Source organism: Pseudomonas hormoni, assembly GCF_018502625.1.
Taxonomy (GTDB): Bacteria; Pseudomonadota; Gammaproteobacteria; order Pseudomonadales; family Pseudomonadaceae; genus Aquipseudomonas; species Aquipseudomonas hormoni.
In genome coordinates this window covers 300,445-319,515 of record NZ_CP075566.1, presented here as the reverse complement: position 1 = coordinate 319,515, position 19,071 = coordinate 300,445, and the positions used below count along the sequence as shown (strand labels likewise).

The following is a 19,071-nucleotide window of genomic DNA, read 5'->3' as shown; positions in this document are numbered from 1 at the left end:
GGTCAATACTGCGCAAACGCGGCAACGGGGCTGACAAGCAGGCTTATACCGGCCAGCGACAACGCCAGGCGCGGTCGATAGGGCATCAACAGCACCAGCAGCAATGCGCTGAGCATCAGTACCGCAAACCACTCCACCAGCCCAAGCCCCCAACCGGTCGAAGACACCGCCGCCCACAGCGACAAGGCCAGCAACACCCAGCCACCGAGCTTCATGCCCTGGCGGCGACGGGCCGACGGCTTGCGGCCCAACAGCTCGGCGTGATGCCGGTCCATCGATAAACACAGCGCGGTGAAACCGCCGTAACAGAGCAACAGGGCCAGCAACATTCAGTTCGCCTCTCGCTCAAGGGTGATCGGTTGCGCACGCTGTTGGGTGACGGCTCCAGCCTGTGCCGAACGCTGCATTTTCCACGCAGCCCAGGCGAAAAACAGACCGCTGCCCAGACACGTCAGGTCGAAACCAGCCATCGCCCAATCGCCCTGCGCCAGCGTGATACCCAAGTGATACGGCGTGGTCAGGGCGTTCAGCGCCGGCACCGCGCCAAACAGCAGCGCCGCCAGCGCCAACTGCTCGACCCACGCCGCACGGCCACGGCGGACCATGGCATGCAAGACACTCAGGCCCCAGACGATAAAGAAGCTGTTCACCTCCCAATCCGCACGCCCGGCCATGTCCACCGGCAATACGCGATTGGCCCAGAAAAACGCGGCCACGGCGACCATCAGCCCGGACATGCCGCCGATGTTCAGCACTTCCACCAGCCGCAACTCGAACGGCATCACGCCGCTTTTCGCATGCTTGAGCTGACGTTTGCCGAGCCAGACCACCAGCCCGGTGCCGATCATCGCCGTGCCGGCCAACCCGCAAATGAAGTACAACCAGCGCAGCACCGGGTCCGCGAAACGGCCCATGTGCAAGCCGTAGAAACTGCCGGCAATCGCCCTCGGCAGCGATTGCTCCGGCGTCGTAGCGAGCAACTGTCCGGTGACGCCGTTGAAGGTCGCTGCGCGGCCAAAGTCATGGACCACGCGATCGGCACCGTCACGCACGAGCACCACCGAAGCGTTCGAATCGCCTGGATTGTTCACGGTGAGCCGCCCGACCTGCCCGCCCGACCACTGCTCCCGAGCCTTTTCCAGCAGCGGTGCCAGCGGCGCCAATGCAGCCGGCTTGCCCGCTGGCTCCGGCGCAGTGGACGCCGGAAACACCTCATCGAAAAACGCCCGCACATCACCGTTGTACGAGGCCAGGATGCTCGCCGGCATCACCATCGACATGAAAATCACCAGGCTGCTGTAGGTGATCATCAGGTGAAACGGCAGCACCAGCACGCCCACCGCGTTATGACCATCGAGCCAGGACCGTTGGCCCTTGCGCGGACGGAAGGTGAAGAAGTCCTTGAAGATTTTCTTGTGGGTGATGATCCCGCTGATCAGCGCGACAAACATCACCATGGCGGCGATGGTCGACAACCAGCGACCCCACGGATAAGGCATTTGCAGCTGAAAGTGGAAGCGGTAGAAGAACTCGCCACCCGTGGTTTCGCGGCCCTGCACTTCGGCGCCGGTTTGCGGGTCGAGGAGTTTTTCGGTGAACTGGCCGCGTTCGCCACGCTTGGCCGGAGTCTGCTGCCAGCGTACTGACAGGCCGGGTTCGCGCACATCGGGCAAGTCGATGAGCCAGCGCGAGGCGCCGGCGGCGTGTTGCTGAAGGTAGTTCTGCGCCAGGGTCAGACTGGATTCGGAGGTCACCGAACGGGCAGGAATTTCCGGTTGCATCCAGTGGCTGATCTCGTCCTTGAAGTAGGCCAGTGTGCCGGTCAGGAAAATCGCGAACAGCAACCAGCCGAAGATCAACCCGGCCCAGGTGTGCAGCCAGGCCATCGCCTGACGAAAGCCCTCTTTCATGAGAGACCCATCCAATACGCCAGCCCCGACACCGCTGCCAGCATCAGGCTCGGCACGATCACCCCGAACCAGGCCCGCCACGCGCTCCGACAGGCAAAGCACCAGATCACCGCGCCGAGATAGGCCAGAAACGAGGTCATCATCCCGGTCACCACCGCGTCGGCGCGGGGCATGGGCACCCACAGACTCAGGCTGACACTGGCGAGCGCCGCGACGATGTAGCCGCCCAGCACCGCAGCCAGCACTCGCGACGTGACGGCCAATCGATAGGAAACGGGAAGTACTTTCATGTTTCGGCCTTGAAACGGGTGAGGCCTCGGGAAAGTCGCGGGGCCAGCAAGGCTGCAATATTAATGATAAATATTCTCATACGCAAAAGAGTTCGGATCAGCGCGTTATGAGATTGATGATGTCTCTGGGGCAGGACTTCATTGTGGCGAGGGAGCTTGCTCCCGCTGGACTGCGAAGCAGTCCCAAAAGCTGCCACCGGTTTCTATCAGGCAAACCGTGTCAGTCGATCTGCGACTGCTTCGCAGCCGAGCGGGAGCAAGCTCCCTCGCCACAGGTATTCATCAACCTGAAGAAATCACTAAACCCTGAAACAAGAACGGGCCTGCATAAGCAGGCCCGTTTTCAGTGGTGGAAAGATAAAAAGTGATCCAGGCATCAGCCGTTCAGTGCAGCCTGTTCGTTCTCGAGAAACTCGTCTTCCAGTAGCGCATCGGCCGCTACTCTTTCGAACGGCACCACCGCGGCACGTAGTTTGCCCCGCAGTTTGCCGAACAGATGTTCCAGCGCGTGTTCGAGTTTTTCAGCCGCACCGTCGATCGCCAGTTCCAGGTTCTCGGCCTTATGGGTCACAGAAATCGGTTGATGGCCTTTTGGCCGCGCTTCCAGCTGGCAGCGCAAATCATGGGGACCGGGCTTGTCGCCGTTTTCGTCCCGCAGGTGGACCTCGACGCGTGTCAGGTCCTCTTCATAACGTTCGAGCGTGCTCTCAATGGTAGTACGTACCCACTCCTCCAGTCGGATGCTGCTTTGAATATGGTTATCGCTGTTGACTTGGATTTGCATAGTTCATCCCTTATTTCAGCTAGCTCGCGAGAGGCCCTTCGGCTGGCCCTTGGGCGTCGTCACCGTGACCTCTTGGTTACACAATCGGTCTGTGCGCCGAACATTTCAACCCCTGGAAAAAGATAAATTTTCATTCGCAAAAAAAGCCGGACAAGGAACAAAAGCGCTGTTAAGGTCGGGAGTTGGGTCGCTTCACTTCTTTGTCACAATTCCTCACATCTGCCGCTCCGCCAGCGGGTGCAGGCTTCGAAAAATCCCCGCCTCCTCCACCAGCCAGTCATGCACCGCGCGCACGCCCGGGTGGCTCAGCGCCCCCGGCGCATAAAGCAGCATGTAACGTTTGTGATTCGGCACCGCCAGACCAAACGGCACAATCAACGTCCCGCGCTCCAGCTCATCGTTGAGTAACGTCCGCCGCGCTATCGCCACGCCCATTCCGGCAATCGCCGCTTCGATGGTCAGGTGGTTGCGATTGAACGTGTGCCCACGCCGCACGTCCGCGCCTTCGAAGCCGATGGCGTCGAGATAGAACTCCCATTCCGCGTACTCATAACTGCCCCGCCAGGCCGTGATGTCGTGCAACAGCGCAAAGTGCGACAGGTCTGCCGGGCCGTGCAACGGCGGCCGCCCGCGCAACAGGCTCGGCGCGCAGACCGGGAAGATCTGCTCGTCGAGCAAGGCCGTGGACAACAAGCCGGGGTAACTGCCGTCATTCAGATCAATGGCCAGGTCGAAGTCGCCCTCGTGCAACGGCACGCTGCTGTCCTCCGCCACCAGGCGCAATTGAATGTCCGGGAAACGTTGCTGCAAGCGCGGCAGACGCGGGGTCAGCCATTTGCTCAGGAACGACGGAATCGAACGCACCCGCAACGTCCCGCTGATCATTCCCGCGTCCAGTCGTCGCAATTCCGCGTCGATGCTGCCGTAAGCCTCGTTGACCGTAATGGCCAGTCGCTGGCCCTCCGCGCTCAACTCCACCCCCCGCGCACGCCGGTGAAACAGTCGGAACCCCAGCCGTTCTTCCAGTTGGCGGATTTGCTGACTGACCGCCCCAGGCGTGATGTGCAGCTCTTCGGCGCAACGGGTGAACGACAAGTGCCGCGCGGCACAGGAAAACACGTGCAGCCAGACATAAGTCTGGGCGTGCAATTGGCGACTCATTGTTTAGTCCTGCTAAAGGCTGTCTTAGGAAGTTTCGTTGGTCACGTAGGACCGAGACAGTCAGTATCGCCGACATTGCGCTTGTCCTACAAAAATGGCAGCGATTTCTCTTCCATTGCTTGTATAGGCTTTAGCATGGCTATCAGTGTTTTTGATCTTTTCAAAGTCGGCATCGGTCCGTCCAGTTCCCACACCGTCGGCCCGATGCGCGCCGCCGCGACCTTCGCCCAGGCACTGATTGAGCAGAAATTGCTCGACGCCGTCCGTCGAGTGGAAATCCGCCTGTACGGCTCCCTCTCAGCCACCGGCGTCGGCCACGCCACTGACCGCGCCTGTGTCATGGGCCTGATGGGCGAATGGCCGGACAGCATCGATCCGACCTGCATCGACAACCGCATCAGCACATTGCTGGAGACCGGCGAACTGAATCTGGCCGGCCAAACCACCATTGCCTTCGACTGGCATCGCGATTTGCTGCTGCTCGATGAGAGCCTGCCCTACCACCCCAACGCCATGTCTCTGACAGCCTTCGGCGAAACAGGTGAGCTGTCGGAGCAAACGTACTACTCGATCGGCGGCGGTTTCATCATCGAAGCGGCCGAAGCCGAGTCCGGCATCGCGCCGACCGGCGACGTGGTGCTGCCTTACGATTTCTCCAGCGCCGCCGAACTGCTCAAGCTCTGCAATCAGCATGGACTCAGGGTTTGCGAATTGATGATGGCCAATGAACTGGCCTGGCGCAGCGAAGCCGACATCCGTCAGGGCTTGCTGCATATCTGGTCGGTGATGCGCGAGTGCGTCGAGCAGGGCTTGCGCCACGAAGGGATCCTGCCCGGCGGTCTGAATGTTCCACGCCGTGCGGCGAAATTGCACCGCAGCCTGTTGGAAATCGGCAAGCCGAATGTCATCACTTCCACGCTGTCGGCGATGGAATGGGTGAACCTGTTCGCCCTCGCCGTGAACGAAGAAAACGCGGCGGGCGGACGGATGGTCACCGCGCCTACCAACGGTGCGGCCGGGATCATTCCCGCCGTCCTGCACTACTACATGAAATTCAACCCGGACGCGTCGGACGATGACGTGGTCGCATTCTTTTTGGGCGCGGCGGCGGTAGGCATTCTCTGCAAGAAAAACGCATCGATCTCCGGCGCCGAAGTCGGCTGTCAGGGCGAAGTCGGTTCGGCGTGCGCCATGGCCGCCGCCGGTCTGGCCGATGTACTCGGCGCCACGCCGGAGCAACTGGAAAACGCCGCCGAAATCGGCCTGGAACACAACCTCGGCCTGACCTGCGACCCGGTCGGCGGCCTGGTGCAAGTGCCGTGCATCGAGCGCAATGCCATCGCCGCGGTGAAGGCGATCAACGCCACGCAAATGGCCCTGCGCGGCGACGGCAAACATTTCATTTCCCTGGACCGGGTGATCCGTACCATGCGCGATACCGGCGCTGATATGCATGACAAATACAAAGAGACTTCACGGGGCGGCCTGGCGGTCAGCTGGGTGGAGTGCTGACCGGTCTGATTGCACCGTCAGCGATCATCTACTCATTCATGCACTGAAACGGGCAGGCAAAAAGAAGGCGGGCCATAGAGCCCGCCTCTTTTATGCCGCGATCATTGTTCGACAATTTTTCCGGCATGCCCCTTGCTACATCCCTGACGAGGCAAAAAGGATTTTTGAAAACCTCAGCGAGCGACATGCCGATGGTCCGGTGTTGCGAACCAACCCGATCATGGCCGGTCGACAACTGCACGTTCAATCAGGCGGTGACGCATCATGGACAACCCTTTTCAGCTCATTACCGATGCCTTTGCACCGGATTACCAGATCAACCTGAGCATTCAGGGTCTGGACGGCAGCATCATGCTGACCCTGTCCAACAATGGCCGTATCGTGGCCAAACGGATGATCAGCGCCGAACAACGCAATGACCCCAAGCGCCTCAAACGTTTGGTGCAAAGCATCCAGTTCGGCATTGCCATCGAACAGGGCCAGTGCGCCATGACCATCCTCGAAGCCATGACCGACGGCGACAATCGCAACCTGCCGCCGCCAAAGGTCAAAGGACATTCCCGACCTGCCATGCGCCTCTAAATCTCGCCTTTCTCCACTTCGGGATGCTCACCGGAGCCCGCACCGATCTTGCGTTGCGGGTGTTCGATCTTCACCGAAGGGAATTGCGACGAGGCGTAACGCACCACCAGAATCGCAAACGCCAGCAGCAGAATCCCGCCGCACAGGTAAATGATGCCGAGGTCGGGCGGATTGTGGTGCGAGACGTTGGAGATCAGCAAACGCGTCAGCGCGGTGATCGCCACGTAGATCAGGAAGCGCACCGGCATGTGGTTGGTCTTGAAGTAAATCCCGACCATCGCGCCCAGTTCGAGGTAGATGAACAACAGCAGGATGTCATCGATCTTGATGTGCCCCGCTTCGATCATCCCCAGAAACTCCATCACCGCCGCCCACGCGGTCACCGCACCAATGGCGAACAGCGCCAGGTAGTGGAAAGTCTCGACGAACAGATTGCCCAGGGACTCGGCCAGTTGGTGCACGTTCTGCCGCAGGTTCTCGGCCCAGTTGATTTTCACGATGATTCTTCCTTAGCTCGGTTCGAGCGGATGATGCGGGTTGGACGTGACGATTGTTCTGCATGCAGAAAAAAGGCCAGAGGCTGTTCGGTGAGATGGCTATGGGCTGCTATTGGACACTTTTGTGGTGTTTGGACAGGCGCCTTCGCGGGCAAGCCTCGCTCCTACGGGGCCGGTATTACCCGTAGGAGCGAGGCTTGCCCGCGAATGGAGCGCCACGGGTCACCTGACAAACCCTGAATTCGGTCTACATTAAAAAGCCACTACCCAAAGCGCAGGGATTCGCTTATCCTTTTCGCTGTATATAAATACAGTGGTCGAAACAGACAACTATCGTGAAGGCATGTGAGGTGGTGAATGGCCGTCGAAGTGGTATACCGCAGCAGCCGAGATCTGGAGCGCTTGTTCATGGATAAAGCCGAAGCTGACCGTCATGACAAAATGCTCGAACTGGCCGAATTGCTGGCTGAAGTGTTGCAAAAAGCCGTTCCGTCCCTGACCGAGCAGCAAGTGGAAGAAGCCGGGATCTACATGGCGAAGAACCGCGATGTGTTCGCCAGGGCGTTCAAGAGCCAGCCGGATGCGTTGTCCGAACTGCTGAATGCGCCGGTGGAAGTGGTAGAAAAGGCCGAACCCGTTGAAGTCGCTGAAGCTGCTGAGCCGACCAAGCCAGCCAAAGCCGCCAAGACGCCGAAGTAAGCAACACCCCAATTGAATAGGCCCTGAGTCGAATGACTCAGGGCCTTTTTCATGTCTGGAATAAAAGCGGTGCTCAGCGATACAACACTTTCTCCGCCAATTCGTCCGCCACCCGCGCCGGGGAACGTTTTTCCGCCTGGGCATGGGCGAAGACTTCGGTCAGCCTCGAGCTGATTTTCGACAGGTGCGCGGTGATGGTCGTCAGCTCTTCGCCGCGGTGTTTGAGCGAAACGTAGATCAGCCCACCGGCATTGATCACATAATCCGGCGCGTAAAGAATGCCCCGCCGTTCCAGTTGATCCGCAACATCCAGATGAGTCAGTTGGTTATTCGCCGAACCGGCCACCGCCGAGCATCGCAGTTGCGTGACGGTATTGCTGTTGAGTACGCCACCGAGGCCGCACGGCGCGAGAATATCGCAAGGCGTGCTGAGCAGCGCGTCGTTGGCGATCGGGTGAGCACCGAGTTGCTCCATGGCCAGTTGCACCTTGCCGTGATCGATATCGCTGACCAACAGTTCGGCACCCGCGGCGTGCAGCTGTTCGGCCAGGGCGAAACCGACATTGCCCAAACCTTGAATGGCCACGCGCAAGCCTTCGAGGTTATCGCTGCCCAGGCGAGCCATGGCAGTGGCACGAATGCCGGTGAACACGCCCATCGCCGCGTGAGGCGCCGGGTCGCCCGCCGAGGTGGTGCTGGTGACGTGCTGGGTCTGTTGGGCGATGCAATCCATGTCCGCCACCGAGGTGCCGCTGTCGATGGCAGTGATGTAGCGGCCGTCGAGCTGATTGATGCAGCGGCCGAACGCTTCGAACAGTGCCGCGCGGTTTTCCACATGGACCGGTCGAATAATCACCGCCACGCCGCCACCCTGCGCCAGACCGGCGAGCGCCGCTTTGTAGCTCATGCCTTGGGCGAGGCGAATGGCATCCTCGACCGCGGACTCGTCGTCGGGATAGGCAAGGTAACGACACCCACCCAGGGCAGGCCCCAGACGGCTGTTATGGATGGCAATGACCGCCTTCAACCCGGTGACCGAGTCGACGCTCAGATGCAGCGATTCAAGGCGAGTGCTTTGCATGAGAGCGAACATCGTAGGGGCTCCCGAATCACTTCTTGTAGTCGCCAGTATAGGCTCGCGCCCAAAAATTGCAGAAGCGCACCGGAATAAGCAGCACGGGCATTCAGCGGTTTCGGACATAACCCGGCGTGCCACTGGACGAACGCCGCAGACGAGGCTAAAACGAGGCATTCCCCGGAGATTTTGATGACGCCCCGCCAACGCTTCTTCGACTGTCTGCAACGATCACCGCCTGCGCTGTTCGAGGCGGCGCTGTGGATGTGCGTCGAGCATGACAAGGAGGTAAATCCAGCGGCGGTGATGACCCATTTCAAGGACCTGCAACTGCGCGTCAGTTATGGCTTGCCGATGCTGCCGGTGAGCGAACTGGCTCAACCCTTGTTGCGACGCCTGAATGACCTGGGCTTCGCCCAGGACGACTTTACCCCCTTGCGCCCGCAAGCCGCCTTGCTCGACAAAGTGCTGGAACGCCGGCGCGGCCAACCGCTGGCATTGGGGCTGATTGCGCTGGAACTGGCCAGAGGCCTGGAAATCCCGCTGGTCGGGGTCAACTTCCCGGGGCATTTCCTGCTGCGGGTTCCGGGGGCCGATCATTTGCTCGACCCTTGCGGTGGACGCCGGTTGTACCCCAACGATTGCCGTGAATTGCTGCAACGCCAGTACGGCCCGAACATGAAGATCAGCGCCGAACATTTACTCACCGCCGAGCCGGTGCAGATGCTGCAGCGACTGTCGCGCAACCTGCGCCAGTTGCACCTTTCTCACGATGATTACATTGGTGCGTTGATCGACGCCGAACGTGTGCTGGAGCTGGGCAACGCGAGCGCCTCCGATTACCTGGCGCGGGCCAGCCTCTACCAACGGCTGGACTGCCCAAATGCCGAGCGTTTCGATCTGGAGCACGCGCTACTGCTGAGCGACGACCCGATCCAGCGGATTCGGCTGACCGAGCGATTAGGCCACCTCCCCCCCAATTCAATCGTCCACTGACTCCCCCTGTAGGAGCGAGGCTTGCCCGCGAAGGCGGTCTGGCAGTCACATCATCGCTGTATGTGCCGACGTCTTCGCGGGCAAGCCTCGCTCCTACAGCAGGTAGGTCAAGGAGTGTCTGGCTGGTTTGCCGGGTGCGCCTTGATGAATGCCGGGTGTGTCGCGGCGAGCGCCGCCACTCGACGAATCCGTGGATACGCCTCCAGCGAAATGTTGAACCGCTCAGCCGCATACAACTGCGGAATCAGGTAAACATCCGCCAACCCCGGCTCCTCGCCAAAGCAATAACCCTCATCGCCAATCAACTGCTCAACCGTCGCCAGCCCCTGGCCGATCCAGTGCCCAATCCACTCGACCACCTGCGTTTCATCGTGCCCCAACTGCCGCAGACGGTTGAGCACGCTGACGTTGTGCAACGGATGCACATCGCAACCAATCACCGCCGCCACACCCCGTTCATGGGCGCGAGCGGCGAGGTCTTTGGACAGCAGCGGCACCCGTGGATAACGTTCCTCCAGGTACTCGATGATCGCCGGAGACTGAATCAGCAACTCGCCTTCATCGGTGCGCAAGGCCGGCACCCGGCCTTGTGGGTTGATGCCCAGATACGCTGGCTGGCGATGTTCGCCACCCGGCGGTGCGATCAGGTTGACCGGCAACGCCTGGTAATCCAGCCCCTTCAATGCCAACGCGACGCGCACCCGGTAAGACGAGGTCGAACGGTAGTAGGTATAGAGTTCCATGACCCGTTCCTCTTAACGCGCCGCCAGCACTTTGCCGCGGCACTCACCGAAACCGATGGAGGCAAAACCGTCGCGGCTGCAACGGGCGCGCAAGATGATTTCGTCGCCGTCCTCAAGAAATTTACGCACCTCGCCCGACGCCAGCTCGATCGGCTTCTTACCACCCTCGGTGATTTCCAGCAGGCTGCCGAACTGACCGCTCTCCGGCCCCGACAACGTGCCCGAACCAAACAGGTCACCCGCCTGCAACTGGCAGCCGTTGACGCTGTGATGCGCAACCAGTTGCGCCACGGTCCAGTACATGTGTTGCGTGTTGCTCAGGGTCAGGCGATGGGCCGGCAGGTTCTGCTCGCGCATGCCTTCGGTAAGCAGCAGCACTTCCAGTTCGATGTCGAAGGCACCAGCGGCTTGATCGCGTTTGTCGGACAGGTACGGCAGCGGCTGCGGATCGCCTTCAGGACGCGCCGGTTGCGCGCGACGGAACGGCTCCAGCGCTTCGGCCGTCACCACCCACGGCGAGATGCTGGTGATAAAACTTTTCGACAGGAACGGCCCCAGCGGCTGGTATTCCCACGCCTGGATATCCCGCGCCGACCAGTCGTTGAGCAGGCAGAAACCGGCGATGTGATCGGCGGCGTCGCCGATGGCGATCGCGTCGCCCATCTGGTTGCCCTGGCCGATCCAGATGCCCAGTTCCAGTTCGTAATCCAGACGTGCGCACGGGCCGAAGGTCGGTTCGGTCTGGCCGGCCGGCAGGGTCTGGCCTTTCGGACGGCGAACGTCGGTGCCGGATGGGCGAATGGTCGAGGCACGACCGTGATAACCAATCGGCACGTACTTGTAGTTCGGCAGCAGCGGGTTGTCGGGGCGGAACAGTTTGCCGACGTTTTGCGCGTGCTCGATGCCGACGTAGAAGTCGGTGTAATCATTGATTTTCGCCGGCAAGTGCATCTCGCAATTCGCCGCGAGTGGCAGCAATTTCGCGCCTTGGGCTTCGATCTTGCCGTGCAGGGTGCTGCCTTCCTGGAACAACTCGATAAGGCGTTCACGCAGGGCAACGCGAGCCTCGCGGCCGAGTTCGAAAAACGCATTGAGCTGACCGCCACGGGTGGCTTCGACAGCCGTTTTTGCCGCACCGTCGAACAGGCCGGCTTCGAGCGCCGCTTCCAGATCAAAAATATGCTCGCCAATGGCCACACCGCTGCGCGGAGCAGAACCCTTCACGCTGAACACGCCCAGCGGCAGGTTCTGCAGCGGGAAATCCGCGTGGCCGTTGGCGGAGGCAACCCAGCTACGAGTGATGGAAGTCTGAGTCATGGGTTATCTCCGGGTCGGGTCGAAAGTGGCGGGCAGCGTGGCCCAGCAGGCGTCGTAATTGGTTTGTAGTTGCGGGCAGTCGAGGGCGAAGCGACTCGGGCGCAGCACCTGGCTGGTCTCGAACATGAAGGCCATGGTGTTGTCGATTTTCGCCGGTGCCAGCTCGGCGTTGACCGCTTTGGTGCAGGTTTCGCCGTCCGGGCCATGGGCGCTCATGCAACTGTGCAGCGACGCGCCACCCGGCACGAAGCCTTCGGCCTTGGCGTCATACTCGCCCTTGATCAGGCCCATGAATTCGTTCATCAGATTGCGATGGAACCACGGTGGACGGAAGGTTTTCTCGGCCACCATCCAGCGTGGCGGGAAGATCACGAAGTCGAGATTGGCGAGACCATGAACACTGGTCGGCGACGTCAGGACGGTGAAAATCGACGGATCCGGATGATCGAAACTGACCGTGCCAATGGTGTTGAAACGGCGCAGGTCATATTTGTACGGCACGTTGTTGCCGTGCCAGGCGACCACGTTGAGCGGCGAATGATCGAGCTCGCAGCCCCACAGCTGGCCAAGGAACTTCTGCACCAGGGTAGTTGGCTGCTTGAGGTTTTCGTAATGGGCGACCGGGGTCAGGAAGTCTCGCGGATTGGCCAGACCGTTGCTGCCGATTGGCCCGAGGTCCGGCAGGCGCAATGGCGCGCCGTGGTTCTCCGCAATGTAACCGCGCGCCTGTGGGTCGAGCAGTTCGACGCGGAATTTCAGACCGCGCGGCAGCACGGCGATTTCCAGCGGCTCAAGTTCCAGTAAGCCCAGTTCGGTAGCGATGCGCAGCCTCCCCTGTTCCGGCACCAGCAACAATTCGCCGTCGGCATTGAAGAACACACGCTCCATGGAGCGGTTGGCGCGGTAGCTGTAGATGCTGATCCCGGCCGGTTTTTCCGCCGCCGAATTGGCCGCCATGCTCACCAGCCCGTCGATGAAATCGGTGGGCTCGGTCGGGATGTCCAACGGGTTCCAGCGCAAGCGATTGGGGGTCACTTCCCCCAACGGGCCGCCGGCCAGTTGCCGATCCAGTTTGACGAACGCCGGGTGATTGGCCGACGGCTGAATGCGGTATATCCAGGTGCGCCGCGCTTCGCTGCGGGCCATGGTGAATGCAGTGCCGGAAAACAATTCGGTGTATAGACCGTACGGCGCTTTTTGCGGGGAGTTCTGGCCGACGGGCAGTGCGCCGGGCAACGCTTCGCTGCTGAATTCGTTGCCGAAGCCGGACTGATAAGCCAGCGCTGGCGCCGTTGAATCGAGGTTCATGGAGCCTCCTGAACAGGGAGTAGGCAATGGCCTGTCACTCTGTTTCAGAGGTCCTGGCACGCCCGGGTTATTTTTATCGTAATTCGATTACGCACAACGTAATTTGATTGGTATTGACCGTCAAGCTATAAAGACGCCCATTCGTCCCGGGATCAGACCACCTCCATGGAAACGCCGCGCAACAACGACAAACAGAAAGTCCGCTCGGCCGAGGTCGGCACTGACATCCTCAAGGCATTGGCCGAGTTGTCGCCGTCGACTTCCTTGTCGCGCCTGGCCGAGCACGTGCAGATGCCGGCGAGCAAGGTTCATCGCTATTTGCAGGCCTTGATCGCCAGCGGTTTTGCCGAGCAGAACACCGCCACCAATCATTACGGCCTGGGTCGCGAGGCCTTGCGTGTGGGGTTGGCCGCACTCAACAGTATGGACGTGCTCAAAGTTGCCGCCCTGCCCTTGGCCGAGTTGCGCGATGAATTGAACGAAACGTGTTTTTTGGCGGTGTGGGGCAATCAAGGCGCGACCGTGGTGCATATCGAACCGGCGGTGCGCGCGGTGACGGTGGTGACGCAACTGGGTTCGGTGTTGCCGTTGCTCAGTTCATCGACCGGGTTGGTATTCGGCGCCTATTTGCCGAAGCGAGAAACCGTGGACTTGCGCGAGCAGGAACTGCAAAAAACCAATACCCATGCACTGGCAGACGATCAGGCGTATGCCGCGTTGTGCCAACAGATCCGCGAGCGCGGTCTGCACCATGTGCATGGGTTGTTGATGCCGGGCGTCGATGCCTTGTCGGCGCCGGTTTTCAACGCCGTCGGCAACGTGGCGGCGGTCATGACCATTGTTGGCCCGACGTCATTGTTTCACGCCGACGAAAACGGTCCGGCGGCGCAGCGATTGCTGGCGGCGACGCGGGCCGTGAGTTGGCGAATGGGCCATGAGCCGACTGTCGTCGTCAGTTGATCAGTGTTACTCCAGCAGCGTCCGCTCGCTGGAATCGGGCTCTGCCAATGCCTCCTTCATGAGTTCGGTGATCACCGCCAAATCGACGGTTTTTCCACCGTGTGCCGAGACAACGCTCATGCAGGTATTCACATCGCCCAACCGCTTGGCAATCAACTTCTGCGCCTGGGAGAACCCTAGATTGCCGATGCGGAGGGTGGCCAGTTCCAGCATGCAATCGAGAAAGCTGGATAGCACTTTTTCGTTGTCACCTTCGTGATACGCCAGCCCACCCTCAAAGACCGCTTTCGCCTTCACGACGGCGCTCAACCCGAGACCGATGGGCGGGAAGATGCAGCCTATGACGGCAACTGCCGCCACCGCAGCGTCATAGGATAATTTGGCAACAACTTCGATGAGACTGCTGGTCTGAGCGTCCACCCCGTTGATAATCTGACTGATCATTTCCGGGTAGCAACGTGAAAAGTCGAAAACCCGACTATTGATTTGCAGCGCCGGCGCTTCGGCATCGCCGCTGCTGCGCATGACCTCTTCAACGTAAGTTTTGACCACTCTCTGGTCAGTGAATCGGGCGCGCTTGCAGTAATAATCGCCCAGCCCGCATCGTTTTATCGACCTCGAAAAATCAGCCAACGGTCGGAACCATCGGCCATCCGGCGCATGCGGGGTATACAACAGATCCTCAGCGACGTCGTTGTTCATCATGCGAAAAACATAAACACCCTGAATTGCGCGGTGCTTCAAATGAAACCTGTAAACACCGTCACGCCTGGGTGAATCGGGATAGTCTACCGAGAGGGGATCAGTGGGCTCGGGCTCGCGCAGCCGGTCAATGACCTGTTCTATCCGGTTGTACTGGCGGGGTTGAAGTGCACCGCTGAATAACTCGGCCAACGCGGCCCGGCGCATTTCATGCCGATGTACATCGAGATACACGTCACGTCTGAAGGCATAACCGGCCGAGCGTTCATCCAGATAATCCGAATTCAGCATGTCGATGTATTTTTCACCCGGGCGCAGCGCTTTCGACCAGTTGACGATGTAGTTACCCAGCAGGTTCGACATCGGCGGATGTCCCGGCAACAGGCGAATTCGCGGATAGATGCCAGGGTTATGCACCGGCCCGCTACCTTCGGTGATGTGATGCTCTTTGATGATGAGTTGAGTCAGCGTCATCGATTGCGAGGCGTCCAGTTCGACCATGATCAGATCGGGATTGACCGACACCGTCTCGCCGTTGTCCGCCATCAGATCGTCCGCCCTCTTCTTGACCAGATTGAAGGCAAACTTTTCGTAACTGATCAGCCCCGCTTCGTGACCGGCCAGCCGGGTCAGCGCTTTGAGCTCCGTGTTCAAACGGGCGAAATATTTTCGCTGATAGGACGATGCGGAGCGATAACCGGCGGGGGTCACAGCCTCCAGCTCGCCTCGCTGCCAATCGATACTCAGCGACACGCTGTGGCGTAGCACCGCGCCTCCCGACTCGGGCCAGGCTTTGCGCTTGATCCCACGCCACTGACTGGGCAGATCCAGTACCAACCGCATGTACGATTCGATGCTTTCTCGCTCAGTGGCGTGAGACTGGCGGCTCAGGTAGCTGCGCCCTGTCGGCGATCCCACCCAATCGGCCATATGCAAGTTCAATTGCCTGAAGGACGCAAACTCGTGCCACGTTCTGCCACCAGGCCCGTGCGGTGCATAAAGTACGCAAGGACCGGCCTCGCCTTCCGGCCCGCAATAAACAATCAGCCCATGAAAAGGCTTTCCCGAGCCGTCGAACGACAGTTCACCCGCTGAATAGCCTTTGGTTTGCTGACTGGCCAGATCAACAATTTCCAGGCTTTGATCATTGATGTGCGCCTGCAGTTTCGCACTGAAGGCGCTCAGGGCTGTACGACTCTCCAAGCGCGCTTGCAAGGCGCTAAGTACCTCTTCACTGCTGTAATGCTGTTCAAACTTTTCCGAATACAGCGAACGCATGCTGGTGTCGCCCAGCACGTCCAGAAGGTCTTCCCCCGTCACGTCGGGTGGCAGCGCTTCGCCTTCAAGGGCAATCTCCAGCGGGACAGTGGCCGGGTCATACAAACCGTTGAGTATGAACTCGGGAAGGGTCAGGCGATTGCACTGAACGACTTTCTGCTGACCGATATAAAACGTATACCGGGCGCTGACGAAGACCTGCTGTGGATCGATTAATTTGCCACTGAGAATTCTGACAAACTCCCTCGCATAAAAATGGGCGAACGTTCTGAGAGACTTGGCTTCATTCAGCAGTTCATCCACCGCCTGCTCATGTTTTGCCAACGCCTGCTCGGTGTCGAAGTAATACTGGCGATCGTCTTCACTGGCTTGCTGGAGCCAACCGGGAATCTGCTGCGGTTGTTCAGCCAGCATCTGCGTGGACGGTCGCAGAAGTTCTTTCTGAACGCTTCTGTCTAAAACTCTAATATTCATGCGCGCTTCCTTTTGCACAGTTCAAAATAAATAATCCGGCAACGCTGCCTGCCATGGCGGCGTGCCGGACTGATGATTAAGTGATTAACTTGCGCCACTTTATAAACAGCCAAACGCTAGAAGTACACCCTGAAACTTGTGTGCATTCGTAAACTTTCACAAACACCTAATCAACTAACCCCAACACTTTCGCCTTGGCCACCGCCTGGGTTCTACGCTCCACTCCCAACTTTCCGTTAATCCGTCGCGCGTGGGTTTTTACTGTATGTAACGATATGAACAACTGATCGGCTATTTGTTGATTGGAGTTACCCAACGCCACTAATTCAAGAACTTCTATTTCCCGCTGGCTCAACCGGTTCTGCAGCGAGGGCTCCGACTCGAGAGGGTGACCCGGCTCGGCACGCCCGATGGCGTCTGGCAACCGTGGCTGGCGCAACTGAAGATCGCGTAGGGTCTGTTGCAGATTGCAGCGCTCGATCAGCGTCACGCCTTCCTGCAACGACCGACGCGCCATGAGCAGGTCACCCGTCAGCCAGGCGACTTCGGCCAGTGCCAGGTGCAACTGCGCTTGCAGCCTCGACATCCCCCGCTGTCGCGCCCACTGCAACTGGCACTCAAGCCGTTCCACCGGTGATTGCGCCTGCCCCAGATAAACGTCAGTCAGTACCAGCAGGTATTCGAGGCTGGGGATCAGTTCCAGCGTGGCTGGCGGAGCCTGACGAGCATCGGAGCCGTGATAGTGGCGCAGCACCCGCGTCAGCGCTTCGCGGGCCAGTTCCGGACGTCCCTGTTGTAACCAGAAATGGCTGCTGATGTGCAGCAGAACACCGCGATAGACCGTGTCGGGAATCCGTCGTTGCTGCATCAAGCGTTCGGCGTCACGCAGAAGGACAAAGGCCTGGGCGTAGTCCAGGCGATTGGCGGCCAGTTGCGCGAGGCCGAGAAAACCGTAAAGCACGCGCTTGTCCTGACTGCGCAGGCACATCTGCAGCCCGCTTTCGAAGTACTCGGCCGCTTGTGCATCTTCTCCCTGAGACAGGCTTAAACGCCCGCGCCGCAAGGCAATTCGCCCGAGCAACGGTTCGGCCAGCGGTTGCCGCTGGGCGAGCAAATCGTGCATGTTCGCCAGCAAGTGCTCGGCCCTGCCGGACGCTCCCCGTTGCTCGAGCAATTGCGCGTGGTCGAGTTCCAGCAGCCCTTCAAACACCAGCGAACCTTGCGCGCGCGCCAGGCACAACGCTTCACGGTTGAGAGCGTGCGCCACGTCAAGCTCGCCCCGCAGCAGCGCTTGCTGGGTCAGGCCGGACAGGCACATCAGCCGGGCGCTCCACAGTTGCGGGCCGAGCTCGCTGAGCGCCTCCAGCAAATGCGCCCGCGAAGGCTCTATATGCCCCAACAAATGCAGGAGCCAACCTTGCAATGCCTGCCACCGTGCAATCAGTTGCCCTTGGTTGAGCGCCGACGGCTGAGGCATGAAGCGCGACAGATACCCGATGCATTCGCCCGCCTGCTCGAATCGACCGGCGAACAACAACGCCGCGGAGATCAACCCCACCAGTTGCGGCGAGCCCAGCATCAGCTCCTCGCCTTGGCGCTCATGCAGGCGCAACAACAGCACCACGGTCTGCTCCTCGAACAGGTGCTCGAAACTGAAATGCTGCAACAGGCTGACCGCGACTTCGAACTCTTGCGCCAGCAAGGCCTGTTCAAATGCGGCTTTCCAGTCCAGTTCGGCGGCGAACCACTGACAGGCGCGACGATGCCAGGAGCGTCCCTCCGGCCATTGCTCTTCGCGCATCAACTGCGTGAGCGGCGCGAAAATCTGCAGCCAGTCTGTCGAGTCCTTCCAGGGCTCGATAAAGCAACCCAACGCCTGCAACGTATTCAGGCACTGGGCGCCCTCTCCCGCGCCGAACAAGTGATCGCACAGCCGGGCATTGAATCGAGGCAGATGGGCGAGCACCCGCCAGGCTTCCGTGAGCTCCGGGGTCAGAATGCTGAACAATTCGTGCTCAAGGTAATCGTGCAGCGTGTCGGGTCGACCGTGCAGTTGCTCGTTGCGCGACCCGTCGCATTTTTGCAGCAGCGCAATCCGCACGCCCGCGCACCAGCCGCCACTCAGTTCGACAATCCTGCCGGCATGCCTGGCGGCGTGCTCCGGTTCCAGATGATGCAACAGTCGGGCGATTTCCGTTTGGGTGAAAGCCAGCGTGGAACGCTCGCAGTCGTACAGTTCATCTGCCAGTAACAGGCGTGGCCAATTGCAGGGCGGGCGGCGGCGACCACTCAACCACCAGGTGACCATCGGACTACTGATCGCCAACAACCGGTCGAGCAACAGATCCAGCTCCGGGTTGGGTGTGCGGCAATAGTCATCGAGACAGAGCCAGGTTGGCGTTTGCAATTGCGCCAGATACGCCAGCAATCCGGGTTCATCCGCTGAGTCCGATCCCAACGCGTGAGCCAGCCGCTGGCGAAATTCGCCGACACTCAACGAAGCACCCGCCAACGGCAGCCAACAGACATGACACTGTTCGGGCGCCCGCAGCAGGCATTCGATGAGCAGCGCACTCTTGCCACTGCCGGCCGGTGCACAGAGTAGTTTCACCCGCGCTGTCGAGGCCAGCAACGGCTCGGTCAACCGGTCGCGAGACAAGTGATGGGAAGACAAGCGGGGCAAGAGTCCAGGACGGTCCAGACACGGGGTCATGGCGGTCATAGTGGTGCGCCTTTTTATAATTGTCGCGCCACCCTAGCCCTCTCTACACAGCTTGTTGAAG

Annotated in this window: 16 protein-coding genes and 1 pseudogene; 5 read left to right on the top strand and 12 right to left on the bottom strand. The window is 60.0% G+C overall.

The genetic code is table 11. The features are described 5' to 3' along the window. Positions 1-2: 2 nt before the first annotated feature. The 5 genes from KJF94_RS01420 to KJF94_RS01400 form a co-directional block, all read right to left on the bottom strand. Positions 3-329 (bottom strand): DUF3325 domain-containing protein, encoded by a 327-nt coding sequence (locus tag KJF94_RS01420; protein WP_214380733.1) that lies wholly within the window; start codon positions 327-329, stop codon positions 3-5. Beyond that, positions 330-1,910 (bottom strand): PepSY-associated TM helix domain-containing protein, encoded by a 1,581-nt coding sequence (locus KJF94_RS01415; protein ID WP_214380732.1) that lies wholly within the window; start codon positions 1,908-1,910, stop codon positions 330-332. Then, positions 1,907-2,200, bottom strand: coding sequence for a DUF3649 domain-containing protein (locus KJF94_RS01410; RefSeq protein ID WP_214380731.1), 294 nt, complete (start codon positions 2,198-2,200; stop codon positions 1,907-1,909). Before KJF94_RS01410 ends, KJF94_RS01415 begins: the two co-directional genes overlap by 4 nt. A gap of 376 nt (positions 2,201-2,576) precedes the next feature. Beyond that, the gene (locus KJF94_RS01405; protein ID WP_214380730.1) at positions 2,577-2,984 is read right to left on the bottom strand and encodes an HPF/RaiA family ribosome-associated protein; all 408 of its coding nucleotides are present in this window, start codon (positions 2,982-2,984) and stop codon (positions 2,577-2,579) included. Positions 2,985-3,197: 213 nt separating this feature from the next. After that, a complete protein-coding gene (locus KJF94_RS01400; protein WP_214380729.1) occupies positions 3,198-4,145 on the bottom strand; it encodes a LysR substrate-binding domain-containing protein in 948 nt (315 codons plus the stop codon). Positions 4,146-4,280: 135 nt separating this feature from the next. Here KJF94_RS01400 and KJF94_RS01395 point away from each other — a divergent pair, with 135 nt between their 5' ends. Both KJF94_RS01395 and KJF94_RS01390 read left to right on the top strand, forming a co-directional pair. After that, complete coding sequence (locus KJF94_RS01395; RefSeq protein WP_214380728.1) at positions 4,281-5,657, top strand: L-serine ammonia-lyase; 1,377 nt, start codon at positions 4,281-4,283, stop codon at positions 5,655-5,657. A gap of 264 nt (positions 5,658-5,921) precedes the next feature. Further along, on the top strand, positions 5,922-6,239 hold the full coding sequence (locus tag KJF94_RS01390) for a DUF3509 domain-containing protein (RefSeq protein WP_214380727.1): 318 nt from the start codon (positions 5,922-5,924) through the stop codon (positions 6,237-6,239). Here the strand turns inward: KJF94_RS01390 and KJF94_RS01385 are convergent. Beyond that, positions 6,236-6,736, bottom strand: coding sequence for a phosphate-starvation-inducible protein PsiE (locus KJF94_RS01385; protein WP_214380726.1), 501 nt, complete (start codon positions 6,734-6,736; stop codon positions 6,236-6,238). The two genes, KJF94_RS01390 and KJF94_RS01385, sit on opposite strands and share 4 nt — an antisense overlap. A gap of 357 nt (positions 6,737-7,093) precedes the next feature. Here KJF94_RS01385 and KJF94_RS01380 point away from each other — a divergent pair. Beyond that, positions 7,094-7,333, top strand: a pseudogene (locus KJF94_RS01380) (YebG family protein); the annotation flags it as partial. A 175-nt stretch (positions 7,334-7,508) separates the two neighbouring features. Here KJF94_RS01380 and KJF94_RS01375 read toward each other — a convergent pair. Further along, positions 7,509-8,528, bottom strand: a complete 1,020-nt coding sequence (locus tag KJF94_RS01375; RefSeq protein ID WP_214380724.1) for a Glu/Leu/Phe/Val dehydrogenase family protein — start codon at positions 8,526-8,528, stop codon at positions 7,509-7,511. A 174-nt stretch (positions 8,529-8,702) separates the two neighbouring features. On the opposite strand from KJF94_RS01375, the gene KJF94_RS01370 reads away from it, so the two are divergent. Next, positions 8,703-9,506: a SirB1 family protein gene (locus tag KJF94_RS01370; RefSeq protein ID WP_214380723.1), complete on the top strand. Its 804-nt coding sequence runs from the start codon at positions 8,703-8,705 to the stop codon at positions 9,504-9,506. A 107-nt stretch (positions 9,507-9,613) separates the two neighbouring features. On the opposite strand, the gene maiA is transcribed toward KJF94_RS01370, so the two are convergent. The 3 genes from maiA to hmgA are packed head-to-tail and all read right to left on the bottom strand — an operon-like array spanning position 9,614 to position 12,874. After that, the gene (gene maiA, locus KJF94_RS01365) at positions 9,614-10,249 is read right to left on the bottom strand and encodes a maleylacetoacetate isomerase (protein ID WP_214380722.1); all 636 of its coding nucleotides are present in this window, start codon (positions 10,247-10,249) and stop codon (positions 9,614-9,616) included. A gap of 12 nt (positions 10,250-10,261) precedes the next feature. Next, positions 10,262-11,566: a fumarylacetoacetase gene (gene fahA / locus KJF94_RS01360; protein ID WP_214380721.1), complete on the bottom strand. Its 1,305-nt coding sequence runs from the start codon at positions 11,564-11,566 to the stop codon at positions 10,262-10,264. A gap of 3 nt (positions 11,567-11,569) precedes the next feature. Beyond that, positions 11,570-12,874, bottom strand: a complete 1,305-nt coding sequence (gene hmgA, locus KJF94_RS01355; protein ID WP_214380720.1) for a homogentisate 1,2-dioxygenase — start codon at positions 12,872-12,874, stop codon at positions 11,570-11,572. Positions 12,875-13,039: 165 nt separating this feature from the next. On the opposite strand from hmgA, the gene KJF94_RS01350 reads away from it, so the two are divergent. Continuing rightward, positions 13,040-13,834 carry an IclR family transcriptional regulator gene (locus KJF94_RS01350; RefSeq protein WP_214380719.1) on the top strand — a complete coding sequence of 265 codons (795 nt, stop codon included), beginning with the start codon at positions 13,040-13,042 and terminating at the stop codon, positions 13,832-13,834. A gap of 6 nt (positions 13,835-13,840) precedes the next feature. Here KJF94_RS01350 and KJF94_RS01345 read toward each other — a convergent pair whose 3' ends face one another. Then, positions 13,841-16,288: a dermonecrotic toxin domain-containing protein gene (locus tag KJF94_RS01345; RefSeq protein WP_214380718.1), complete on the bottom strand. Its 2,448-nt coding sequence runs from the start codon at positions 16,286-16,288 to the stop codon at positions 13,841-13,843. 166 nt (positions 16,289-16,454) lie between these two features. Further along, complete coding sequence (locus KJF94_RS01340; protein ID WP_214380717.1) at positions 16,455-19,010, bottom strand: LuxR C-terminal-related transcriptional regulator; 2,556 nt, start codon at positions 19,008-19,010, stop codon at positions 16,455-16,457. Positions 19,011-19,071: the final 61 nt, after the last annotated feature.